At 71.8% G+C, this 20355-nt stretch carries 16 protein-coding genes and 1 tRNA gene; 2 read left to right on the top strand and 15 right to left on the bottom strand.

The features are described 5' to 3' along the window. Positions 1-110 precede the first annotated feature (110 nt). Positions 111-1016, top strand: a complete 906-nt coding sequence (gene nshR / locus ACN27J_RS23395) for an NshR/TsnR family 23S rRNA methyltransferase (RefSeq protein WP_421369518.1) — start codon at positions 111-113, stop codon at positions 1014-1016. A 377-nt stretch (positions 1017-1393) separates the two neighbouring features. Here nshR and ACN27J_RS23390 read toward each other — a convergent pair whose 3' ends face one another. Both ACN27J_RS23390 and ACN27J_RS23385 read right to left on the bottom strand, forming a co-directional pair. Next, a complete protein-coding gene (locus ACN27J_RS23390; protein WP_421369517.1) occupies positions 1394-2887 on the bottom strand; it encodes a fibronectin type III domain-containing protein in 1494 nt (497 codons plus the stop codon). A gap of 234 nt (positions 2888-3121) precedes the next feature. Further along, positions 3122-3194 (bottom strand) — tRNA-Thr (locus tag ACN27J_RS23385). A 121-nt stretch (positions 3195-3315) separates the two neighbouring features. On the opposite strand from ACN27J_RS23385, the gene ACN27J_RS23380 reads away from it, so the two are divergent. Then, positions 3316-5040, top strand: a complete 1725-nt coding sequence (locus ACN27J_RS23380; protein WP_421369515.1) for a metallophosphoesterase — start codon at positions 3316-3318, stop codon at positions 5038-5040. Between the two features lie 26 nt (positions 5041-5066). On the opposite strand, the gene ACN27J_RS23375 is transcribed toward ACN27J_RS23380, so the two are convergent. From ACN27J_RS23375 to ACN27J_RS23315, 13 genes are all read right to left on the bottom strand, one after another. Next, complete coding sequence (locus tag ACN27J_RS23375; protein ID WP_421369513.1) at positions 5067-5900, bottom strand: PSP1 domain-containing protein; 834 nt, start codon at positions 5898-5900, stop codon at positions 5067-5069. 266 nt (positions 5901-6166) lie between these two features. Next, a complete protein-coding gene (locus ACN27J_RS23370) occupies positions 6167-6880 on the bottom strand; it encodes a hypothetical protein (RefSeq protein ID WP_421369511.1) in 714 nt (237 codons plus the stop codon). Beyond that, the gene (locus tag ACN27J_RS23365; RefSeq protein ID WP_421369509.1) at positions 6880-7242 is read right to left on the bottom strand and encodes a hypothetical protein; all 363 of its coding nucleotides are present in this window, start codon (positions 7240-7242) and stop codon (positions 6880-6882) included. Before ACN27J_RS23365 ends, ACN27J_RS23370 begins: the two co-directional genes overlap by 1 nt. Position 7243: 1 nt before the next feature. Then, positions 7244-7570: a YbaB/EbfC family nucleoid-associated protein gene (locus ACN27J_RS23360; RefSeq protein WP_416556456.1), complete on the bottom strand. Its 327-nt coding sequence runs from the start codon at positions 7568-7570 to the stop codon at positions 7244-7246. A 96-nt stretch (positions 7571-7666) separates the two neighbouring features. Further along, positions 7667-8872: a DNA polymerase III subunit delta' gene (locus ACN27J_RS23355; RefSeq protein ID WP_278174723.1), complete on the bottom strand. Its 1206-nt coding sequence runs from the start codon at positions 8870-8872 to the stop codon at positions 7667-7669. A gap of 29 nt (positions 8873-8901) precedes the next feature. Further along, entirely contained in the window at positions 8902-10944 is a 2043-nt protein-coding gene (tmk, locus tag ACN27J_RS23350) for a dTMP kinase (RefSeq protein WP_421372406.1), read from the bottom strand. 202 nt (positions 10945-11146) lie between these two features. Then, entirely contained in the window at positions 11147-11824 is a 678-nt protein-coding gene (locus tag ACN27J_RS23345) for a TetR family transcriptional regulator (RefSeq protein WP_421369507.1), read from the bottom strand. 264 nt (positions 11825-12088) lie between these two features. Next, positions 12089-15064, bottom strand: a complete 2976-nt coding sequence (topA, locus tag ACN27J_RS23340) for a type I DNA topoisomerase (RefSeq protein ID WP_421369506.1) — start codon at positions 15062-15064, stop codon at positions 12089-12091. 408 nt (positions 15065-15472) lie between these two features. Beyond that, on the bottom strand, positions 15473-16198 hold the full coding sequence (locus ACN27J_RS23335; RefSeq protein WP_421369504.1) for a hypothetical protein: 726 nt from the start codon (positions 16196-16198) through the stop codon (positions 15473-15475). Then, entirely contained in the window at positions 16189-16734 is a 546-nt protein-coding gene (locus ACN27J_RS23330; RefSeq protein WP_421369502.1) for a hypothetical protein, read from the bottom strand. Before ACN27J_RS23330 ends, ACN27J_RS23335 begins: the two co-directional genes overlap by 10 nt. Positions 16735-16893: 159 nt before the next feature. Beyond that, positions 16894-19287 carry a sodium-translocating pyrophosphatase gene (locus ACN27J_RS23325; protein ID WP_421369500.1) on the bottom strand — a complete coding sequence of 798 codons (2394 nt, stop codon included), beginning with the start codon at positions 19285-19287 and terminating at the stop codon, positions 16894-16896. Between the two features lie 261 nt (positions 19288-19548). Next, positions 19549-19986, bottom strand: a complete 438-nt coding sequence (locus tag ACN27J_RS23320) for an ATP-binding protein (protein WP_278173352.1) — start codon at positions 19984-19986, stop codon at positions 19549-19551. Then, the gene (locus ACN27J_RS23315) at positions 19983-20354 is read right to left on the bottom strand and encodes an STAS domain-containing protein (RefSeq protein WP_123604332.1); all 372 of its coding nucleotides are present in this window, start codon (positions 20352-20354) and stop codon (positions 19983-19985) included. The genes ACN27J_RS23320 and ACN27J_RS23315 overlap by 4 nt, the downstream gene beginning before the upstream one ends. Position 20355 lies beyond the last annotated feature (1 nt).

Below are 20355 nucleotides of genomic sequence, written 5' to 3'. Positions count from 1 at the left end.
GTCAGTGGGGCAGCATCCCCGGCGCGTACCCCTGGATCGGGGCGGCAAACCCGGTGCGGCGCCGGCGCTCGACGGCGGGGCCGGACCCGGGGTGGGTTAGGGTCGTTGCCGTGGCGGAACTCGATGTCATCACCGAGCGGTCGGATCCGGCCGTCCAGCGGATCATCGACGTCACCAAGCATTCGCGATCCGTCGTGCGGACCGTGCTGATCGAGGACGCCGAGCCGCTGGTCCAGGCGATCCACGCCGGGCTGGAGTTCATCGAGGTCTATGGGGTGCAGACCAGCCCGCTGCCCGGCGAGGTGGTCACCGCATGCCGGCGGGAAGGAATCCCGGTCCGCCTGGTCGCGGCCCCGATCATGAACGACCTGTTCCGAACCGACAAGAAGCCCAAGGCGTTCGGGATAGCCCGGGTCCCGAGACCGTGGAGCTTCGACGAGTTGTCCCGTACGACCGGCGACCTCGTCGTCCTGGACGGGGTGAAGATCGTCGGCAACATCGGGGCCATCGTGCGGACGTCGTTCGCGCTCGGCGCCGGTGGCATCGTGCTGGTGGACAGCGACCTGACCACCATCGCGGACCGGCGGCTGATCAGGGCCAGCCGGGGCTACGTCTTCTCGCTGCCGATCGTGCTCGCGTCGCGGGCCGAGGCGACCGGCTACTTCCGGCGTACCGGCATTCCGTTGATCGCCTTCGACGCCGACGGCGATCTCGCGGTCAGCGACCTACGCGACGCGGACGAGCAGCTCGCCCTGCTGCTGGGTAGCGAGAAGACCGGCACGTCGCGCTCCTTCGAGAACATCTCCCGCCATTCGGTGTCGATCCCCATCGACCCGGCCGCGGAGTCGCTGAACGTCTCCGTCTGCGCCGGGATCGCACTGTACGAGCGTTACCACTGGAACCTCGCCGACCGGCGGCGCCCGCCACCGGCCACCGCGCCCAACCAGCAGCAGCCCGCCAAGCGCCGCACCAGAAGGCCTGCATCGTCGTCCGGCGGGCCGGGCCGCCGTCGCTGAGCCACCTCAGCGGCTTGATCCGCCGGCTGCCACCGCAGATCGGGCCCATCGTCGACGTCTATACGCGTTGGTGACTTTAGGTGCTGTCCTTGCAGCGATAGGTTACCTCCATGGTCCGGACTACCGGTTCAGGCTTGATGCCAGAGGTGCATCAAGATGCACCTCTGGCATCAAGCCATCGAACACACCCTTGGCCCCTCGGAGCCGGCGAGGGGCATCTCGCCGGCGCACCGACCACCACCCGCCACTCACGGTGCCCCTGTACGACGGGGTGAACTCCGGCCGGCTCCACCTCGCCCGCCTACGTACGGCCGGTTTGCCGCAGCCCCGCGCGTGCGACGGTCGGACCGGAACCCCCTCGGGCCGCGTCGCCTGTCCTACGGCGGCGGGTAGAACATGCCCTGCGCGGTCACCGACGGACTGGCCGCCGACTCGTTGCCGGCGGCGTCGACGGCGACCACCGTGTACGTGTGCCAGGTCGCCCCGCCCACCGGCAGCGTCAGCTGGGTCCCGTCGGTCTCGCCGACGACGGTCGCTCCCTCGTACACCCGGTAGCTGACAGCAGGCTCGCCTCCAGTGGAGGCAGACCACACCAGGGTGAGCCGAGCGTCGGTGGGCCAGTTGCCGGGGGCGTTGCCGGTCACCTCGAGCGACGCCGGCGCCGCCGGCCGGGCGGCAGGACCGGGTGCGGTGGTGACCCGCGCCGGAGCGGAGCGTGGGGTCTCGCCGCAGGACTGGGGGAGGGTCGCGCTGACCCGGTAGACATGCCGGGACGCGGACGGCAGCCCGGAGACCACCGTCTCCGGGTAGCGGGAGGTGGCGACAGCCGTGTCACCGTCCCAAACGGTGTACGAAGTGGCGGTCGCGTCGAAGGTCCAGCTCAGCCGCACCGACGACGGGGAGAGCGCGGTCGCCACCAGCCCGACCGGCCGGGGCGGGCTGCTCAGGCAGGTCTCGGTGCTGGCTGACACCGCTGGGCTGTGCGCCGACTCGTTGCCGGCGGAATCGAGCGCGGCGATGGTGAAGCGGTGCCAGGTGGCGTGGAAGAGCCGCTGGACGGTGGCCGTGGTGCCGACGCTGACGGCGACCCGGGTGCCGCCCTCGTAGATCGCGTACCGGTCCGGCGGCGGTCCGGCCGGCGCGGTCCAGGCCAGGCTGATTGTGGTGTCGGTGCGCCCGGTGACGGTGAGGCCGGTAGGCGGGCCGTGCCGCGCGGGATCGCCAGCGGCGGTCGTGGCGCTGGCCGAGCCGACCGGTTCGGCGGATCCGGGACCGCATGGGTTGAGCCGGTAGAGCTGGATCTGGTGATCGGTGGCGGGTGCCAGACCGCCGACCCGGGCGCTGGTCAGCGACGTCCAGCCCAGGCTGATGCCGTTCACCCGCAGTTCCAGCTCGTCGCCGAGCGGGTGCCGGGGCCAGGAGAGCGAGACCGCCGACGCGGTCACGGCGGTGACGGTGATCGGCAGGGTCGGGGTCGGCAGACACTCCGGGTTGACCCCGGAAAGCCAGGAGCGGCCGGTTACCGGGTCGGTCGGCGCCGACTCCCGCCCGTGCCGGTCGACGGCGGTGACGGTGTACGCGTGCGACGACCCGAAGGGCACGTTCATCGTCGTCGACGTGGTGCTGGTGCGGGCGACCACTTCTCCGCCCTCGTACACCCGGAAGGAGTGGACCCGTGGCCCGGTGGGCGGTTGCTGCCAGGTCAGGCTGATCGCGACGCCGTTGGTGCTGGCCCAGAGCGCGGTCGGGGTCGGCGGGCCGGCCGGTCCGCCGTACCGCGCGACGGCGGGGGATGCGCCGAGCGCGATGACGGCGATGAGTGCGGCGCTGGTCAGCGCGGCGGCGCCGCGCCAGTGAGACGGGGTACGCACGGCTGTCCCTCCATTGACACCGGCCAGTTATCGACTTCGATCGATCACATCTAGGAAACTGGTGCATCGACGCCATGTCAAGCGCGGTGGACCCAGGGGCCCCGCATCCCGCCGACAGATACGCGGGACCTGATCGCCGGTAGGCGTTTCTGGGGAGTTCGGGGGACGATTCAAAACCCCATCGATGAGAATGATGCCCTGACCAGCGAACCTACCGGTCAGGGCATCTCTCTGAGCCGCCTGACGGAATCGAACCGTCGACCTACGCATTACGAGTGCGTCGCTCTGCCGACTGAGCTAAGGCGGCAACGATCAACCAGTGTACGGCACCGGGCGGAGATCACGCCGGCCGGCCGGTGCACCGACAGGTACGACCGGGCCCGGCCACGGGTGACAGGCGTCGATGACCGACAGTAGGCTCCGGACGTGTGACGGACGAACCGAGCACGCCTGCCCCAGCCGCCGCCGACCATCACCGACCCCGGTCGCTGGACCCGAGGGAGCTCGGCTTCACCCCCCGCCCCCCAGTGCCCTGGCTGGCCCCGATGCTGCTGCTCAGCACCGGGCTGCGCACCCTGCTGGCGACGCTGTTCGGTGCGTACCTCGACAAGCGGGAACTGCAGGGTGCCCTCCCCGACGACGTGCACCACCACGACGCCGTCGACGGGGAGCTGTGGATCGACTACGTGGCCGACCTGGGTGACGGCTTCCCGGCCACCTACTCGCTGGCGTACCTGCTGGCGCAGCCGGAGCTGGACGTCGACGGCGCCGGCCGGCTGCGCCGCGGCGACCTGCTGGTGATGGGCGGCGACCAGGTCTACCCGGCGGCCAGCGGCGAGGCGTACGAGGACCGGAGCAAGGGGCCGTACCAGGCGGCCTTCCCGAAGCCGCCGGCCGGGCAGCAGCGGCCCACGCTGTACGCCATCCCCGGCAACCACGACTGGTACGACGGGCTCACCGCGTTCCTGCGGCTGTTCGCCCGGCGGCGCGACGCCACCATCGGTGGCTGGCGCACCGAGCAGAAACGGTCGTACTTCGCCACCCGGCTGCCGAACGACTGGTGGTTGTTCGCCATCGACGAGCAGTTCGGCGCGTACCTGGACGACCCGCAGCTGATCTACTTCGAGAAGGCGGCCGGGCAGCTCAAGCCGGGCGACCGGGTGATCCTGGCGGTGCCGGAACCGGCCTGGGTCAAGGCGGTCGGCGACCCGCAGGCCTACGACGCGGTCGACTACTTCCTGCGTACGGTGATCGAGCCGACCGGCGCCCGGGTGCCGCTGATGATCTCCGGCGACCAGCACCACTACGCCCGGTACGCCAACCCGGACCGGCAGCTGATCACCTGCGGGGGCGGCGGCGCCTACCTGTCGGCGACGCACAAGCTGCCCGAGCGGATCACCGTACCGCCGGTCGACTCCCTCGCCCGCAACGCCAGCCCGCACCGCGACTACGAGCTGGCCGGCCGCTACCCGGAGGCGGCCCGGTCCCGCCGCTACAGCTGGGGGATCTTCCACCGGCTGCCGCGCCGCAACCCGGGCTTCGCCACCCTGCTCGGCACCCTGCAGACGCTGCTGATGCTGGCCGTCGCCGGGGTCATCGTCTCCTGGGCCGACCCCGACAACCAGCGGCTGTTCAGCATCCCGCTGGTCGCGATGGTGGTGCTCACCCTCGCCGCGTCGGTGGTCTTCGCCAAGCCGCCGAGCGCCAGCGGTGCCCGACATTCCCGGCACTGGCTGCTCGGGCTCGGCCACGGCGTCGCACACATCGCGCTGGCCTGGGTCGGTGCGCTGATCTGGCTGGAGCTGCCGTTCGTCGACTGGCCCTGGCCGTTGCCGGTGGTCGCCGCCGCGGTCGTCTACGGCCCGGTCGCCGGGCTGGTCGCCAGCCAGCTGACCGCCGGATATCTGGTGCTGGCCGGCACCTTCGACGTCAACCTCAACGAGCTGTTCGCCGGGCAGGGCATCGAGGACTCGAAGTGCTTCATCCGGATGCGGATCGCCGCCGACGGGTCGCTGACCCTCTACCCGGTGGCCGTCGACCGGGTGTGCCAGCGCTGGCGGGCCGACCCGCAGGCCCCCGCGCACGCCCCGTGGATCGTGCCGGAACAGCCGCTGGCCACCCGACTCGCCGAGGAGCCGATCACCATCCGCTGAGCCGCGACGTCCGGTGCGCCGCGAGGTCAGCCGTACGCCTGGTCGTGGGCGCGGCGCGGACCGCAGACGTCGGCCAGGGCGCAGCGTTTCACCGCCCCGTCGGCAATCTGCCGTACGGTGACCGACTCGCTCGGCGGATGCCGCGACACCACCTTGGCCGGCCCGTCCGGGGTCTCGACCCGCTGACCCGACGTGGGGTAGCTGCCGCTCTCCGCGTACAGCGGATGTTCGTACTTGAGGCAGCACATCAGCCGGCCGCAGGCCCCGGAGATGCGTAGCGGGTTGAGCGGCAGGTCCTGGTCCTTGGCCATCCGGATGGTCACCGGCTCGAAGTCGGTGAGGAAGGTGGCGCAGCACAGGTCCCGGCCACAGGAGCCGATGCCGCCCTGCACCCGGGCCGAGTCGCGGGCCGACAGCTGCCGCAGCTCCACCCGGCAGTGCAGGGTCGCACCGAGGTCGCGCACCAGCGACCGGAAGTCGACCCGGTGCGGCGCGGTGAAGTAGATGGTGGCCCGGGCGCTCTGCAGCGACCCTTGCTCCAGGACATGGTCGACAGCGACCACCTTCATCGGCAGGCCGTGCTCGCGGATCAGCCGCTTCGCCGCGACCTTCGCCTCCGCCTTGCGTTTGCGCTGCACCTCGTCACGGTGCAGATCCTGCTCGGTGGCCAGGCCGGCCAGCCGGGGAAAGCCGTCGGTCGGATCGTCGACCCACTGCGGGGCCCAGACGCACTCGGCGACCTCGGTGCCGTCGTCGGTGGGCACCAGCACCTTGTCGCCGACCGCCGGCCGCAGATCCCCGGGGTCGAGGTAGAAGAGGCGCCCGTACCGGTTGAAGCTGACCGCGCAGAGCATCCCCATGGCCCTACCCTACGTCGACCTCCCGGCATCGAGAAGGCAGCCGGCGACAGCCGATCCGCCGGACGGGGTCGGCTGAACGGGTGAATGTGCCGGGCGGCCCGCAACCTGTCCGGGTCGGCCGCGTTCCCTTCGGTATCAAGAGCCTGCGGGGGGTGCAGGAAAGGCCACGGCGTCGCAGCCGGAGCAACAGGCGAAAAGCCGTGCTCCTGAGCGCGGCGCCGTTGCCTGTTCCGGGGTCGTCGCGCCCTGTTGGGCCGGAAGCCCCGTCAGTAGCGCAGCCGGATCGTCCCGTCTGATCCGGCACCCGGGCTGGCGACGTCGATCGGTCGGTGCCCGCCGGCCGGTGCCAGCCGGGGCCGCCAGCGCTCCAGCAGCTCCTCGCCCCGCTCGGTGATTTCCAGGATCGCGGTCAGCACCGCCGCCGCGATCGTGGCGGCGGCGTCGGCCGGCCCCAACGATCCGACCTGCCCAAACGCGGACCATCCGGATTCGGCGGCGGCGGTCCGTACGGTGACCGCCTCGGCCGAGCCCAGCGCCTCGGCCAGCACTGCGGCCAGGCCGGCCCGGCTCAGCGCCGCCCAGTCGGCGACCGCCTCGGCGTACCCGGCGGTAGCCGCCAACCGACCGGCAAAGCTGTCCGGGTCGGCGGCGCCACCGCCGCCGGTCAGCCGGGTGGCGAGGGTACGGCGTGCCGCGTCGTACGCCTGGGCCGCCGGGCCGGACCAGTCGAGCCGGCCGGCCAGTACGTCGACCGCTTCGGCGTACCCGTCAAGTTGCGGGCGGATCGCGGTGCCGGCGGCGGCCAACGGCTCCGGGCGCACCGCGACGAACGCGGCCACCGCTTCGCCGGGCAACGCCCGCACCTGGCGCAGCAGCGGCCAGACCGGATGCCCCGGCGGCGCGCCGTTGCCGACGAGCAGCGCGTCCACCCGGGCCAGCAGCTCCCGGGCCGGGGCGGCGACCCGGTCCAACACGTCCATCAGCTGCCCTCCGTCGGCTGCCGGCGGCGGGCCGTCAGGTCGACGTCGCGGTACGCGCCGACCACGGACCGCAACCCGGCTGCGGTTTCGGCGAGTCGCCGGCCGGCCTCGTCCGCTTCGGCTGCCCGCTGCGCCACCGTGTCCCGCCACTGCCGGCCCAGCGCTGCGGTGAGCGCGCCCAACCGGCCGGCCGACGCCGCCTGCGGCCCGCCGTCGGCGGCGTCGCTCAACTCGCCGCCCGGCCCGCCGCCCAGTCCACGGTCTGCGTTGTCGCGCAGCCCGGTCAGCTGGCTCGCGGTGCCGGTCAGCTGGTCGGCGCAGCGCGCCAGCTCGGCGGCGACCAGCTGCGCGGTGGCGTCCATGTCACACCTCCCGCAGCGACGGGTGGGCACCGAACGTCTCGGCCCACAGTTTCTCGCGCGCCCAGCGGGCGGCATCGGCTGCCGCCGCCACCGTGGAGCGCACGGCGGCGGCCAGTTCGGTGTTGCTCCGGGTGTGCAGGGGACCGAGGATCCGCACGTCGGTCACGGTGCCGGCGGCGTTGACCACGATCTCGACCGACCCGTCCGGCGAGCGCACCGTCACCTCGACGGTGTGCACCGCCTTGTCGAACTCGACCTGCCGGGCCTCGATCTGGCGGTACCGCTCGACCGCGTCCTCGATCCACGCTTCGTCGATCTGCCGTACCACGGGGTCCTCACCATCGTCGGCAAGCGGGCACAGACCGGTCTGCACCCTACGTACGGATGGGGCTGCGCTACGGCACCGAACCGTACCGGCAGCAACCTAGCCGCGCCAGAGGCTGAGCATCATCGCTTCGACGGCGATCCGTGGCTTGACGTTGCCGGTGATCGCTTCTCGGCAGCTCAGCACCGCTTCCAGCCGGCGCAGCGCCGACTCCGCTGTCCACTTTTCGGCAGCCGCGCCGGTGAGCCCGGCGATGTCGGTGTGCACCGGGGCCACCGGGGCCCGCAGCGCGGAAACCAGTACGTCTCGGTAGAAGCCGGCCAGATCGACCAGCGCCCGGTCCAACGCGTCCCGCTGCGCCCGGGTGGCCCGGGACTTCTGCCGCCGTTCCAGCTCCTTGATCTGCCCGGCGGTCCCCCGGGCCGCGCTGGCGGCACCGCGCCCGGTACCGCCGGCGCCCAGCGCGGTCTGCAGCGCCGTACGCTCCGCCGCGTCGACCTCGGCGACCGCCGCCTCGGCCTCCGCCTCGGCGGCGGCGATCAACGCCGACGCGGCGTCGAAGCAGGCTCCGACCGTGGTCAGCCGGCGCGGCACCGCCAGGACGGCCTCCCGGCGCTCCCGCGCCTGCTGGTCCTGGGCCAGCCGCCGGGCCCGGCCGACGTGCCCCTGCGCGGCCGCCGCCGCCCAGGTGGCGGTCTCCGCCGGTACGCCGTCCCGCTCGGCCAGCACCTGGGCGACCGCCTCGGCCGGCGGCTGCCGCAGGCTGACCACCCGGCAGCGGGACCGGATGGTCACCGAAATGTCGTCCGGGTGGGTGGACGGCGTACAGAGCAGGAACACCGTCCTGGGCGGCGGTTCCTCGATCGCCTTGAGCAGCGCGTTGCCGGCCGCCTCGGTGAGCCGGTCGGCGTCCTCGATCACCAGCACCTGCCAGCGTCCGGCCGACGGGGTGCTGGCGGCCCGCAGCACCAGCGCGCGCATCTCGCCGACGCTGATCGACAGGCCGTCCGGCACGACGAACCGGACGTCGGCGTGGGTACCGGCCCGGGTGGTGTGGCAGCCGGCGCACCGGCCGCAGCCCTGCCCGTGCAGGCACTGCAGCGCGGCGGCCAGCGCGCGGGCGGCCACCGACCGCCCGGAGCCGGGCGGCCCGGTGAAAATCCAGGCGTGGGTCATCGCTCCGGCCGACGGCGGCGGGTCGCCGTCGCCGGCGGCGAGCAGTTCGCCAGCTGCCGCAGCGGCCCGGCGCAGGGTCTGCACCGCCTCGTCCTGGCCGACCAGGTCGGCGAAGACGTCAGCGGGCATGCTCACGGTCGTCACGTCGGTCGCGGTCGTCACGTCGGTCGCCCCGCTCCGGCATCGGCGTTCGGCTCGGCATCGGCGTTCGGCTCGGTGGCGGCGACGGGTGCCGCCGGGTCGGCCCGGCCGGTCAGCACCTCGACCCGGTCGAGCACCGCGCCGCGTACCTCGTCGACGCCCCGGGTGGCGTCCAGCACCAAATAGCGTTTCGGCTCGGCGGCGGCCAGGTCGAGGAACGCGTACCGGACCCGTTCGTGGAACGCCAGCGACTCGCTCTCCAGCCGGTCGGCACCGGCCCCGCGCCGCTGCGCCCGGTCCAGGCCGGCCCGTGGCTCGATGTCCAGCAGCACCACCAGGTCGGGTTTGAGACCCCCGGTGGCCCAGGAGGAGAGCCAGGAGACCTCATCGACCGGCAGGGTCCGCCCGGCACCCTGGTACGCCAACGACGAATCGACGTAGCGGTCGCTGATCACGACCGCGCCCCGGGCCAGCGCCGGCCGGACCACGGTCGCCACATGGTGGGCCCGGTCGGCGGCGTACAGCAGGGCCTCCGCGCGGGGCGACGGCGCGTCCGGGCCGCCGTCGAGCACCAGCCGGCGGATCTTCTCGCCGAGGCCGCTGGCCCCCGGTTCGCGGGTCACCACCACCTCCCGGCCCCGCTCGCGCAGCGCCTGCGCCAACGCTGTCACCTGTGTCGACTTGCCGGCGCCCTCGCCGCCTTCGAAGACGACGAAGACCCCGTTGGCGGTGAACGGCTCCACCGACGTCAACGGTCGCCCCCGGATCGACCCCCACAGGTCGGCCAGGACCGGAACGCCCGGTTTGTCGTCCATCTGGCGGAAGGCGCTGAGCCCGGCGAAGATGCCGAACACCCCGGCGAGCAGCAGCAGCAACCGGGTCGAGGAGAACGAGACGCCCAGGTTGGCGATCTGCAGCTGGCGGGAGCCGCCCACGCCGACCAGTACGCTGCTGACCGAGATGGCCAGCATCAGCACCACCCGGGTGCCGGTCTGCACCACGGCGAAGACCCGGCCCCGGACGTCGTCGGCGATCTCGCCGCCGAGCAGGGTGATCCCGGCCAGGAACGCCATCCCGGCCGCCGCGCCGACCAGCACCGCGCCGAGGATGGCCATGGACAGGTGGATGGACAGGGCGAGGATCAGCACCGAGCCGCTGGCCAGCACGATGCTCAGCCCGAACCAGCGCCGCCGGGACAGGTCACGCACCACCGTCGGGCCCAGCCCGATCCCGGCGCCCAGCCCGACGAAGATCGCCGCGAAGAGCAGATAGAACGCGGCGTCACCGGCGCTCAGCGAGGCGGTGAAGAACTTCGCGGTGCCGATCACGATGCCACCACCGGCGAACGCGCCGAAGATGCCCAGCACCAGGCCCCGGACCAGCGGGGTCTGGCCGATGAACCGCCACCCCTCGACGAACTGCCGGATCAGGCTCTGGTCGGCGTGCCCGGCGGCGACGGCCCGTCCGCTGATCTCCTTGATGCCGTAGAAGACCACGATCGCCGTGGCCAGCCGGGAGGCTGCGTTGAAGAACAGCGCCAACTGCGCCGGCTCCGCCCAGGCCGGCAGATCGGTCACCGCCGCCGCCCGGACGGCGGCGTCGAGGACAGCCAGACTGATCGCGGCGAGCACCGGGGTGAACCCGTACGTGGCGATCAGGGTGAGCTGGTTGGCGATCTCCAGCCGGGCCTTGGGGATCAGGTTGGGGACCGCCGCCTCCTTCGCCGGGATCCAGATCAACGTGATCGTCTCGATCAGGAAGATCGCGATCGCCGCCCAGGCGACCGTGAGTGCACCGCTCGCGCCGAACATCGGCAGCAGCGGGATGGAGGCGAACAGCACGAACCGGAGCAGGTCGCAGATGACCATCGTGTAGCGGCGGTCGAACCGGTCGGCGAGCACCCCGGCGACCGGGCCGAGGACCAACGCCGGCAGCAGCCGTACGGCGATCACACCGCCGAACGCCGCGCCCTGCGCCGCACCGCCGGAGACCTGCCCGGCCGCGAAGATCGAGGTGGCGAGCAGGCCCAGCCAGTCGCTGAACGAGGCGACCCCGAGCACGATCCACAGCCGCCGGAACGGACGGATGCGCAGCACCGAACGCAGCGCCGGCAGACCGGACAGGTCGACCGGGGCGGCAGCCTGGTCGGCCGGCGGTGTGTCGGGCGCACCACCGCGCTGCGGCCTGGTGGCGTTGTCGTCGATGACCGTTCCTCCCCGTCGGCCCGGCGGCGGGGCCCCGGTCACACTCTAATCCTGGCGCTCAGCCCGGTCGGTCACGGTCACCGTCGCGGTCACGGTCACCGGTCGCGGCGGGGTCGACGTGGCGGTGCAGGTACTCGCGGATCAGTGCCTTCGCTTCGCGCAGTACGCTCTCATCGCCCTCGGCGGTGCGCCGGAACGCCAGTTTGATCAGCGCGTCGGCGGCCTCCACCGCGATCTGCAGCGCGAACCGCAGCCGGGGTTCGTCCGGGATGCCGAACCGCCCCACCAGTACCTTGGACAGCTCACTGGCGATCACCGCGTTGTTGTCCCTGCTCTCGTCCAGCAGCCGTACGTCGACCACGTCACCGAAGTGCAGGGTGCGAAATCCGGGCACCGTCCGGTGCATGCAGATGTACTCGTCGATGCCGGCGGCGACGCCGTCCCACCAGTGGTCGAACTCGCCGCCGGTGAACCGTTCGTTGAGCCGCTGCACGTACGCCTCGATGTTGCGCAGCGTCAGCGCCTGCACGATCGCCCGCTTGTCCGGAAAGAACTGATAGACGGAACCGATGGCCACCTCGGCTCGTTCGGCGAGCAGGGTCGTCGTCAGACCCTCGTAGCCAACCTCGTCCACGATCTCGGCGCACGCGTCGAGCATGCGCTGGACCCGGGCGAGACTGCGCCCCTGGACCGGCACCCGCCGCAGCGGGCCACTGGTGACGGCTGGTGTCGACACTCGTCCCACTCCTTCCGAGAAAGATCCCCCGCGCGTCGGAACCATCGTCGGCAGCAGTGAGATCAAAAACGTTACTCGGATTAACGAGCGAAACGGATATCGGTATTCACCTGTACCACATCATCCTGACCATGAAGATCATTTACGAAGATCATTCATGACAATCTCACCGGCGGCGGGCCACCGCCGGCCAGAAGCACGACCAGGAGCACGGCCAGGAGTCATCTACCTGGCGCGCGTTCGGCGGCGTGGTCTGCGGCGTGGTCAGGAGTCGTCGGACTGGTCTGCGGCCCGGCTGGCGGTGGCCTTCTTCGGCGCCGCCTTCTTGGCCGCGGTCTTCTTGGCCGCAGTCTTCTTCGCACCGGTCGCCTTGGCGGTGGTCGCCTTGGCCGCGGTCTTCGCACCGGCGTTCTTGGCGGTGGTCTTCTTCGCCGGTGCTTTCTTCGCCGCCTTCTTACGCGGCGCCGGGCCCTTCGCCCGCTTCTCGGCCAACATCTCCGACGCCTGCTCGATCGTCAACGACTCGGGCGTCTGGCCACGCCGCAGCGAGGCGTTGCTCTCGCCGTCGGTGACGTACGGGCCGAACCGGCCGTCCTTGATCACCAGCGGGCGCTCGGTGAGCGGATCCGCGCCCATCTCCCGCAACGGCGGCGCGGCGGCCCGCCGCTGCCGGGTCTTCGGCGCGGCGAGCAACGTCAACGCCTCGTCCAGCGAGACGGTGAACAGCTGTTCCTCGGACTCCAGCGACCGGAACTCGTCGCCCTTTTTGACGTACGGGCCGTACCGGCCGGCGGCGGCGAGCACCTCGGCACCATCCGGTGCCACCCCGACCACCCGGGGCAGCGACAGCAGCCGCAGCGCCTCGGCGATGCTCAGCGTCTCCGGTGACTGGGAGCGCAGCAATGAGGAGCGGCGCTCGCCACTGGCGACGTACGGGCCGAACCGGCCGGACTTGAGCACGATCGGCTCGCCGGTCTCCGGGTGTTCGCCGAGCTTGCGCTCGCCACCACCGCCGAGGAACAGTTCGTTGATCTTCTCCGGGGTCAGCTCGTCCGGCGCGATCCCCTCCGGCAGCGAAACGCGGTCCCCGCCGGCTCCGGCTGCCGCCCCCTCCGCCTCGTCACCGCCACCGGCCGCCGGCTCGGCTCCGCCGGCAGCGCCAACTGTGGGCGCGGCCGCTGAGCCACCACCGTTCGACCCGGCCGCTGGGCCGCCACCGGTCGGCCCGGCCGCCGCGTGGTCGGCACCCTCCGTGTCGGGCAGGAACCGCTGCAGGTACGGACCGTAGCGGCCGACCCGGACGACGACCTGACGGCCCTCGTCGTCGACACCGAGCGGGATCGAATTCACGCTGCGAGCGTCGATCTCGGCGAGCTTCTCGGTGACCAGCCGCTTGAGGCCACCGGAGCGGGCGACCGACTCGTCCCCGGCGGTGTCGCTGCCGAAGTAGAACGAGGTGAGGAAGTCCACTGCCTGGTGGTCGCCGGACGCGATCTCGTCCAGCTCGTTCTCCATGCTGGCGGTGAAGTTGTAGTCGACCAGTCGCGGATAGTGCCGCTCCAGCAGCCCGATCACCGCGAAGGCCAGGAACGACGGGATGAGCGCCTGGCCGCGTTTGGCGACGTACCCCCGGTCCTGGATCGTCTGCATGATCGACGCGTAGGTGGACGGCCGCCCGATGCCCAGCTCCTCCAACGCCTTGACCAGGGAGGCCTCGGTGTAGCGGGCCGGCGGCTGGGTGCTGTGCCCGACCGCCGCCAGCTCCCGCGCGGTGAGTGGCTGATCCTTGGCCAGGTTCGGCAGCCGGCGCTCGGCGTCCTCCGCCTCGGCCGACTCGTCGTCGGAGGACTCGACGTAGGCGCGCAGAAAGCCCGGGTCGGTGATCGTCTTGCCGGTCGCACCGAAGTCGCACTCCTCGCCGGCGGTCGAGACGGCCCGGATCCGTACCGACACGCTGGAACCCACCGCGTCGGTCATCTGGGACGCGATGGTCCGCCGCCAGATCAGCTCGTAGAGCTTGAACTCCTCGGCGGACAGTTCGTTGGCCAACTCCCCGGGAGTGCGGAACTGGTCACCAGCGGGGCGGATGGCCTCGTGCGCCTCCTGGGCGTTCTTGACCTTGCCGGTATAGCGACGCGGCTCCGGTGGAACGAAACGGTCGCCGTACAGCTCGGCGACCTGGCTGCGGGCGGCGGCGATCGCCGTCTCCGACAGGTTGACCGAGTCGGTCCGCATGTAGGTGATGTAGCCGTTCTCGTACAGCCGCTGCGCGGTGCGCATCGTCTGCTGCGACGAGAACCGCAGCTTGCGGGCCGCTTCCTGTTGCAGGGTGGAGGTAATGAACGGGGCGTACGGCCGCCGGCGGTACGGCTTCTCCTCGACCCGGGTGACGGTGAACGGCCGACCGTCGAGCCGGGCCGCCAGGCCCCGCGCCCCGTCGCCGTCCAGGTGCACCACCGACGCCTCCGGGCGGACCCGTCCGGTGCTCGGCTCGAAATCCTTGCCGGTGGCGATCCGGTCGCCGCCGAGCGCGATCAGGTTGGCGGTGAACGAGCGGGGTCCGTCGGCGTCGGCCGCCGGCTGGCCGGTCACCGCCAGGGTGGCCTGGATGTCCCAATACTCGGCGGTACGGAACGCCATCCGCTGCCGCTCGCGCTCCACCACGATCCGGGTGGCCACCGACTGCACCCGGCCGGCGGACAGCCGGGGCATCACCTTCTTCCACAGCACCGGCGAGACCTCGTAGCCGTACAGCCGGTCCAGGATCCGCCGCGCCTCCTGGGCGTCGACCAGGTTGCGGTCGATCTCCCGGGGATTGGCCACTGCGGCCCGGATGGCGGCGCGGGTGATCTCGTGGAAGACCATCCGGCGCACCGGCACCTTGGGTTTGAGGGTCTCCACCAGGTGCCAGGCGATCGCTTCGCCCTCGCGGTCCTCGTCCGTGGCGAGCAGGACCTCGTCGACCTCCTTGGCCAGCTTGGTCAGCTTGGCGATCTGCTGCTTACGGTCGGCCGAGACGACGTACAGCGCGGCGAAGCCGTTGTCGACGTCGACGCCGAGCCGGGCCCACGGCTCCTTCTTGTAGCGGGCCGGCACGTCGGCGGCGTTGCGCGGCAGGTCCCGGACATGCCCGAGGCTCGCCTCGACGACGTACCCCGGGCCCAGGTAGCCCGAGATCGTCTTGGCCTTCGCCGGCGACTCGACGATGACCAGACGGCTGGTTGAGGTGTTGCTCGGCACGTCTCTCCTGACCTCGACCCCACTCGGACCGCCCGGCGACAGGCGGCGGCCCAGATCGACCGGCGCCCGCCACGACAAGCGGGCGGGCGACGGTCACGATGTCCAACGTAACGCGAACCCGGGGCCGGTGGAGCACACGCACCCAAGCCTTCGGCCCGATTTGCGTCGGTCGTCCGGTTGGTTCACCGCAGCCGGTCAGCAGCCCACCCGATGCCGACCCAGCTCGTTCCTACCGCACCAACGGCGACACGGTACACCCACCGACCGGCGTGACGTGGCGCACCGCACCGCAGCAGCCGCTGGCGTCGGTCGATGTCCCGGCTGTTCTGTCAGCGATCAGACAGCGATCAGACCGGGTCGGACAGCAGCCGGACCCCGGGTCGGACCGGGTCGTACGGGGTCGCGGTATCACGCCCAGCCGTCCTCGGGGGCGGCGGCGGGCCGGTCGCCGAGCAGCTCGGCCAGCCTGGTCAGCCGACGTCGGCCCACGATCCGGTACGCCGGACCGCCGGACCGGGCATCGAGCAGCACCGCCGGCAGCCCGATCGCGGCGAGCGCGGCACCCACCTGGGGCCAGTTGTCCGCGTCCGACTCGGCCAGCCGCAACCGGTAGCCGAGCGGGTCCCTGGCACCGGCCGCCGCAGCCCACAGCCGCAGCCGCTGACCAGCCAGGTGGAAACCGGTCGGCGGCCGCTTCACCAGCCGGTCGTCCTCGCCGCGCACCGGCCCGGCGTCCGGCAGGTCGGCCTCCGGTTGGGCGGCCTCCGGTTGGGCGGCCTCCGGCAGGTCGGCGTCCGGTTGGTCCGGCGTCGGCGGATGCAGCCAGGCCGCGCCGAGCCGGGCCAGCACCGCCGTGTACGCCGTCCGCACCGTCAGCCGGCCGTCCGGCAGCTGACGCCAACTCGGCGCCAGCCCGCGCCGCCGGAACTCGGCCACCAGCACGTGCACCCGCCAGGCCGGCTCGACGTCCACCGACACCCGTACCGTGCCGCCCATTCGGCTGATCCGGCCCGGACCGGCGAGCAGACCCGCCAGGTCGCCCGGCGTCGGATCCGCCGCCGCCACGCCGAACAGCGACAACTGCCGGGCCGTCGGGGCGCCGGCGGAGGAGTCGGTCGGCGGCGTCAGCGACACTCCGGGACCTCGTCGAAGGCCCGATTGAGCTCCGCGGAATCCAGTGAGCTGGTGTCCAGCGCGCTGCGCTGGTAGTCGTCGGTGAGGGTGGCGAGCACCGCCTCGACCCCGTCGTAGAAGCTGTCCGCCGGTCCGGTGGCGTCCAGCTCGGCAATGCCCTCCTCGGCCTTGCCGTACGCGTCGCGTACCGCGCCGAGCGAGTCGGCGAACCCGGTGGCCACCTGCTCACCCTGGTCCGCGTCGGGTACCCCGGCCTCCACCACCCGGACCCGGGCGGTCTCGGTCGCGGCGGCCGCACCGGACAGCAGTCGGACCAGGTTCTCCTGCGCCTGCGCCGGGGTCGTCTGCGCGGTCATCTGCTGCTGGGTGCTGCTGGTCAGATTGCTGATCTCGGCCCGCCACGGGCGCAGCGCGGTGCACACCTCGGCCGCCCAGACGACCGGGCTGGGCCCTCCACCGCAGCCCGACAGCGTCAACGCCACGGCAGTGAGCAGCACTGCGATCCGGGCAGTTGACACCACGCGGCGCGCTCCCATGCTGTGCAGCGTACGCACCGGTGACGACAGCCGTACGGCCCGCCGCCGGTCGGCGGTACGTCGAAGCCGGTGGCTCCACCCGGTCCACAGGGATCGGGCGGAGCCACCGGTCGGTCGGACGGTGACCGGTCAGCCTGCGACCGGTCGGTCGGAGGTCGGTCAGACGCTCACGCGCTCCGATTCGGACCCGGTGCTGCCGCCGCCGGCCGGGCCGCCGTCGATGTTCTCCCCCATCGCCATCGGCTTGCGCTTGGTGAACACCACCGCGGCTACCACGACCAGGGTCGCCACCACCGCGATGGCGATGCGCAGCGGGTCGTTCTGGTCGGTGCCCACGCCCCACATGATCACCGCGGGGGCGATCAGCAGCGCCACCAGGTTCATCACCTTGAGCAGCGGGTTGATCGCCGGGCCGGCGGTGTCCTTGAACGGGTCGCCGACGGTGTCGCCGATGACCGTGGCGGCGTGCGCCTCGGAACCCTTCCCACCGTGCGCGCCGTCCTCGACCAGCTTCTTGGCGTTGTCCCAGGCACCGCCGGAGTTGGCCAGGAAGACCGCCATCAGCACACCGGTGCCGATCGCGCCGGCCAGGTACGCGGCGAGGGCACCGGCGCCGAGGCCGAACCCGACCGCGATCGGCGCCAGCACCGCCAGCAGACCCGGGGTGAGCAGCTCCCGCTGGGCGTCGCGGGTGCAGATGTCGACCACCTTGCCGTACTCCGGCCGTTGGGTCCGTTCCATGATGCCGGGGTTGTCGCGGAACTGGCGGCGGACCTCCAGCACGACGGCGCCGGCCGAGCGGGACACCGCGTTGATGGCCAGCCCGGAGAAGAGGAAGACCACCGCGGCACCGATGATCAGACCGACCAGGTTGCCCGGGTTGGCGACGTTGAGCGAGTCGGCCAGGTAGCCCGGCACGTCGTCGATCCCGGCGTCGTTCAACGCGATGCTGACCGTGTCGGTGTAGGAGCCGAACAGCGCCGTCGCGGCGAGCACGGCGGTGGCGATCGCGATGCCCTTGGTGATCGCCTTCGTGGTGTTGCCGACCGCGTCCAGCTCGGTGAGGGTACGGGCGCCGGCCTCGTCGATGTCACCGGACATCTCGGCGATACCCTGCGCGTTGTCGGAGATCGGGCCGAAGGTGTCCATCGCCACGATCACGCCGACCGTGGTGAGCAGGCCGGTGCCGGCCAGCGCCACGGCGAACAGCGACAGGGTGATGGAACCGCCACCGAGCAGGAACGCCCCGAACACACCCGCGCCGACCAGCAGCGCCGAGTAGACCGCCGACTCCAGACCGACGCTGATGCCGGCCAGGATGACGGTGGCCGCGCCGGTCTGCGAGCTCTTGCCGATGTCCTGCACCGGGCGGCGGTGCACCTCGGTGAAGTATCCGGTGAGCAGCTGGATCGCGGCGGCCAGCACGATGCCGATGAGCACCGCGCCGATGGCCAGGCCGGCCGGGGACAGCGGCAGGTCGGCCCCGTCGTCGACACCGAGCTGTGTACGCCAGTCGTCGCCGAGCAGCGCCGTCCAGCTGCTCGGCAGGTAGAGGAAGGCGGCGACGGCGACCAGCACCGCGGCCAGCACCGCCGAGGTGAAGAACGCCCGGTTGATCGCCACCATGCCGTTGCGGTCCGACGGGCGCAGTCGGGTGATCAGTACGCCGAACAGCGCGATCACCGCACCGATGGTGGAGACGATCAGCGGGAAGACCAGGCCTTCCTCGCCGAACGCGGCCCGGCCCAGGATCAGCGCGGCGACCAGGGTCACCGCGTACGACTCGAACAGGTCGGCGGCCATGCCTGCGCAGTCACCGACGTTGTCGCCCACGTTGTCGGCGATGGTCGCCGGGTTACGGGCGTCGTCCTCCGGGATGCCCTGCTCGACCTTGCCGACCAGGTCGGCGCCGACGTCGGCGGCCTTGGTGAAGATGCCGCCGCCGACCCGCATGAACATGGCCAGCAGGGCGGCGCCGAAGCCGAAGCCCTCCAGCACGGTCGGTGCGTCGACCCGGTAGAGGACGACCACCAGGGCCGCGCCGAACAGGCCGAGGCCCACCGTGAGGAAGCCGACCACGCCGCCGGTCCGGAAGGCGATCTTCATCGCGTTCTCCCGGCCACCGGCGCCGGTGCCGGCCGCTGCGGCGACCCGCAGGTTCGCCCGGGTGGCCAGCGCCATCCCGGCGCCGCCGATGAACGCGCTGAACACCGCGCCCACCACGAAGAAGACGGATCGACCGACCTTCACCATCGTCTCGCTGCCCTGTGTCTCGTGCACAGGGAGCAGGAAGAGCAGTATGACGGCGAGTACGACGAACACGCCGAGGGTTTTGAACTGGCGGAACAGGTACGCCGACGCGCCTTCCTGCACGGCGCCGGCGATCTCCTGCATGTTCGTGGTGCCCTTACCGGTCGCCAGCACCGCCCGTACCAGGGCGGCGGCGAAACCCAGCGCCACCAGCGCGATGACCGCGGCGATGACGACGTACGTCAGGTGTGTGCCGGTAAGGGACAGCCCGCCGCCTTCGGCGGCCAAGGTGGTCCCGGACATCAGTGTCCTCCTGTACCGAACGCTCGCCCCGGTCGGTGGACGAACCGGCGGGGCGACTCCACGCGGGGAGCAACGAGGTCTGCTGGCACCCACAGGTTTGTGGGGCCAGGACAGTTGGTGATAACCCGCGTACTCTAGCCGGACCGGGTAAGGCAGGTCACACCGTCCACCCACCGAGTTGTGGATCATTCCTGCAGGCGGAACGGACAGTTGTGACGACGGAGGTTGATCTTCAGCTGGTGGGCGGGGCCGACGGGGGTCTCACCGGCCGACCGGCCAGACCATCCGCACCTCGGTTCCGACACCTTCGTCGACCGGCCGCACCTGGAGGTCCTCGACGAAACCGGCCAGCAGGGCGAAACCGACACCGACCGTCAGGGCCTCGTCGGTCAACGACTCGTCGGCCAGTTCGTCGGGCGGCAGCGCGCTCAGGCCGAGTCCGGCTTCGATCGGGGCCCGGTCGATGACCCGTACGGTGTAGGTCTCCTCATCGGACATCTCCACCTGAACCAGGTCGGCCAGCCCGTACTGGCGGTGCAGGGCGACGGCCCGGGTGCAGGCCTCGCCGATCGCCAGCCGGACCTCGTCGAGCAGCTCCTCGGCCACTCCGGCCCGGCGGGCTACGGCGACGCCGACCAGGCGGGCGGTGCGCACGTGCACCGGCGCCGGGGAGAACGAGAGGCGGACGGTGGCCATCACGCCGTCGGCGCTGCGCCAGCTGAGCCATCCGGTTCCCCACCGGTGGCGGCCTGTACGGTCGGGAAGATCGGGAAGACCTGGTCCAGCGCGGTGATCCGGAAGATCTTCAGCAGGGACTCTTTGTCGCAGACCAGCCCGAAGGTGCCGCCAGCCGGACGGAGTCGCTTCAGCGCGCCGACCAGCACGCCGAGCCCGGTGGAGTCCAGGAAGTCGACCCGGTGGAGATCAACGACGATCTTGTGGTTGCCGGCGTCGATCAGCTCGATCAACCGCTCCCGCAGCCGGGGAGCGGTATAGACGTCCACTTCGCCGCCGACCTCCAGCACCGTGTACTCGCCAACGGTGCGAGTCGACAGCGACAGCTCCATC

The sequence above is a fragment of the Solwaraspora sp. WMMB762 genome (genome assembly GCF_049179115.1).
In the GTDB taxonomy this organism is placed as follows: Bacteria; Actinomycetota; Actinomycetes; order Mycobacteriales; family Micromonosporaceae; genus Micromonospora_E.
Note: the sequence above shows the minus strand (reverse complement) of the source record. Positions and strands in the feature narration are given on the sequence as shown.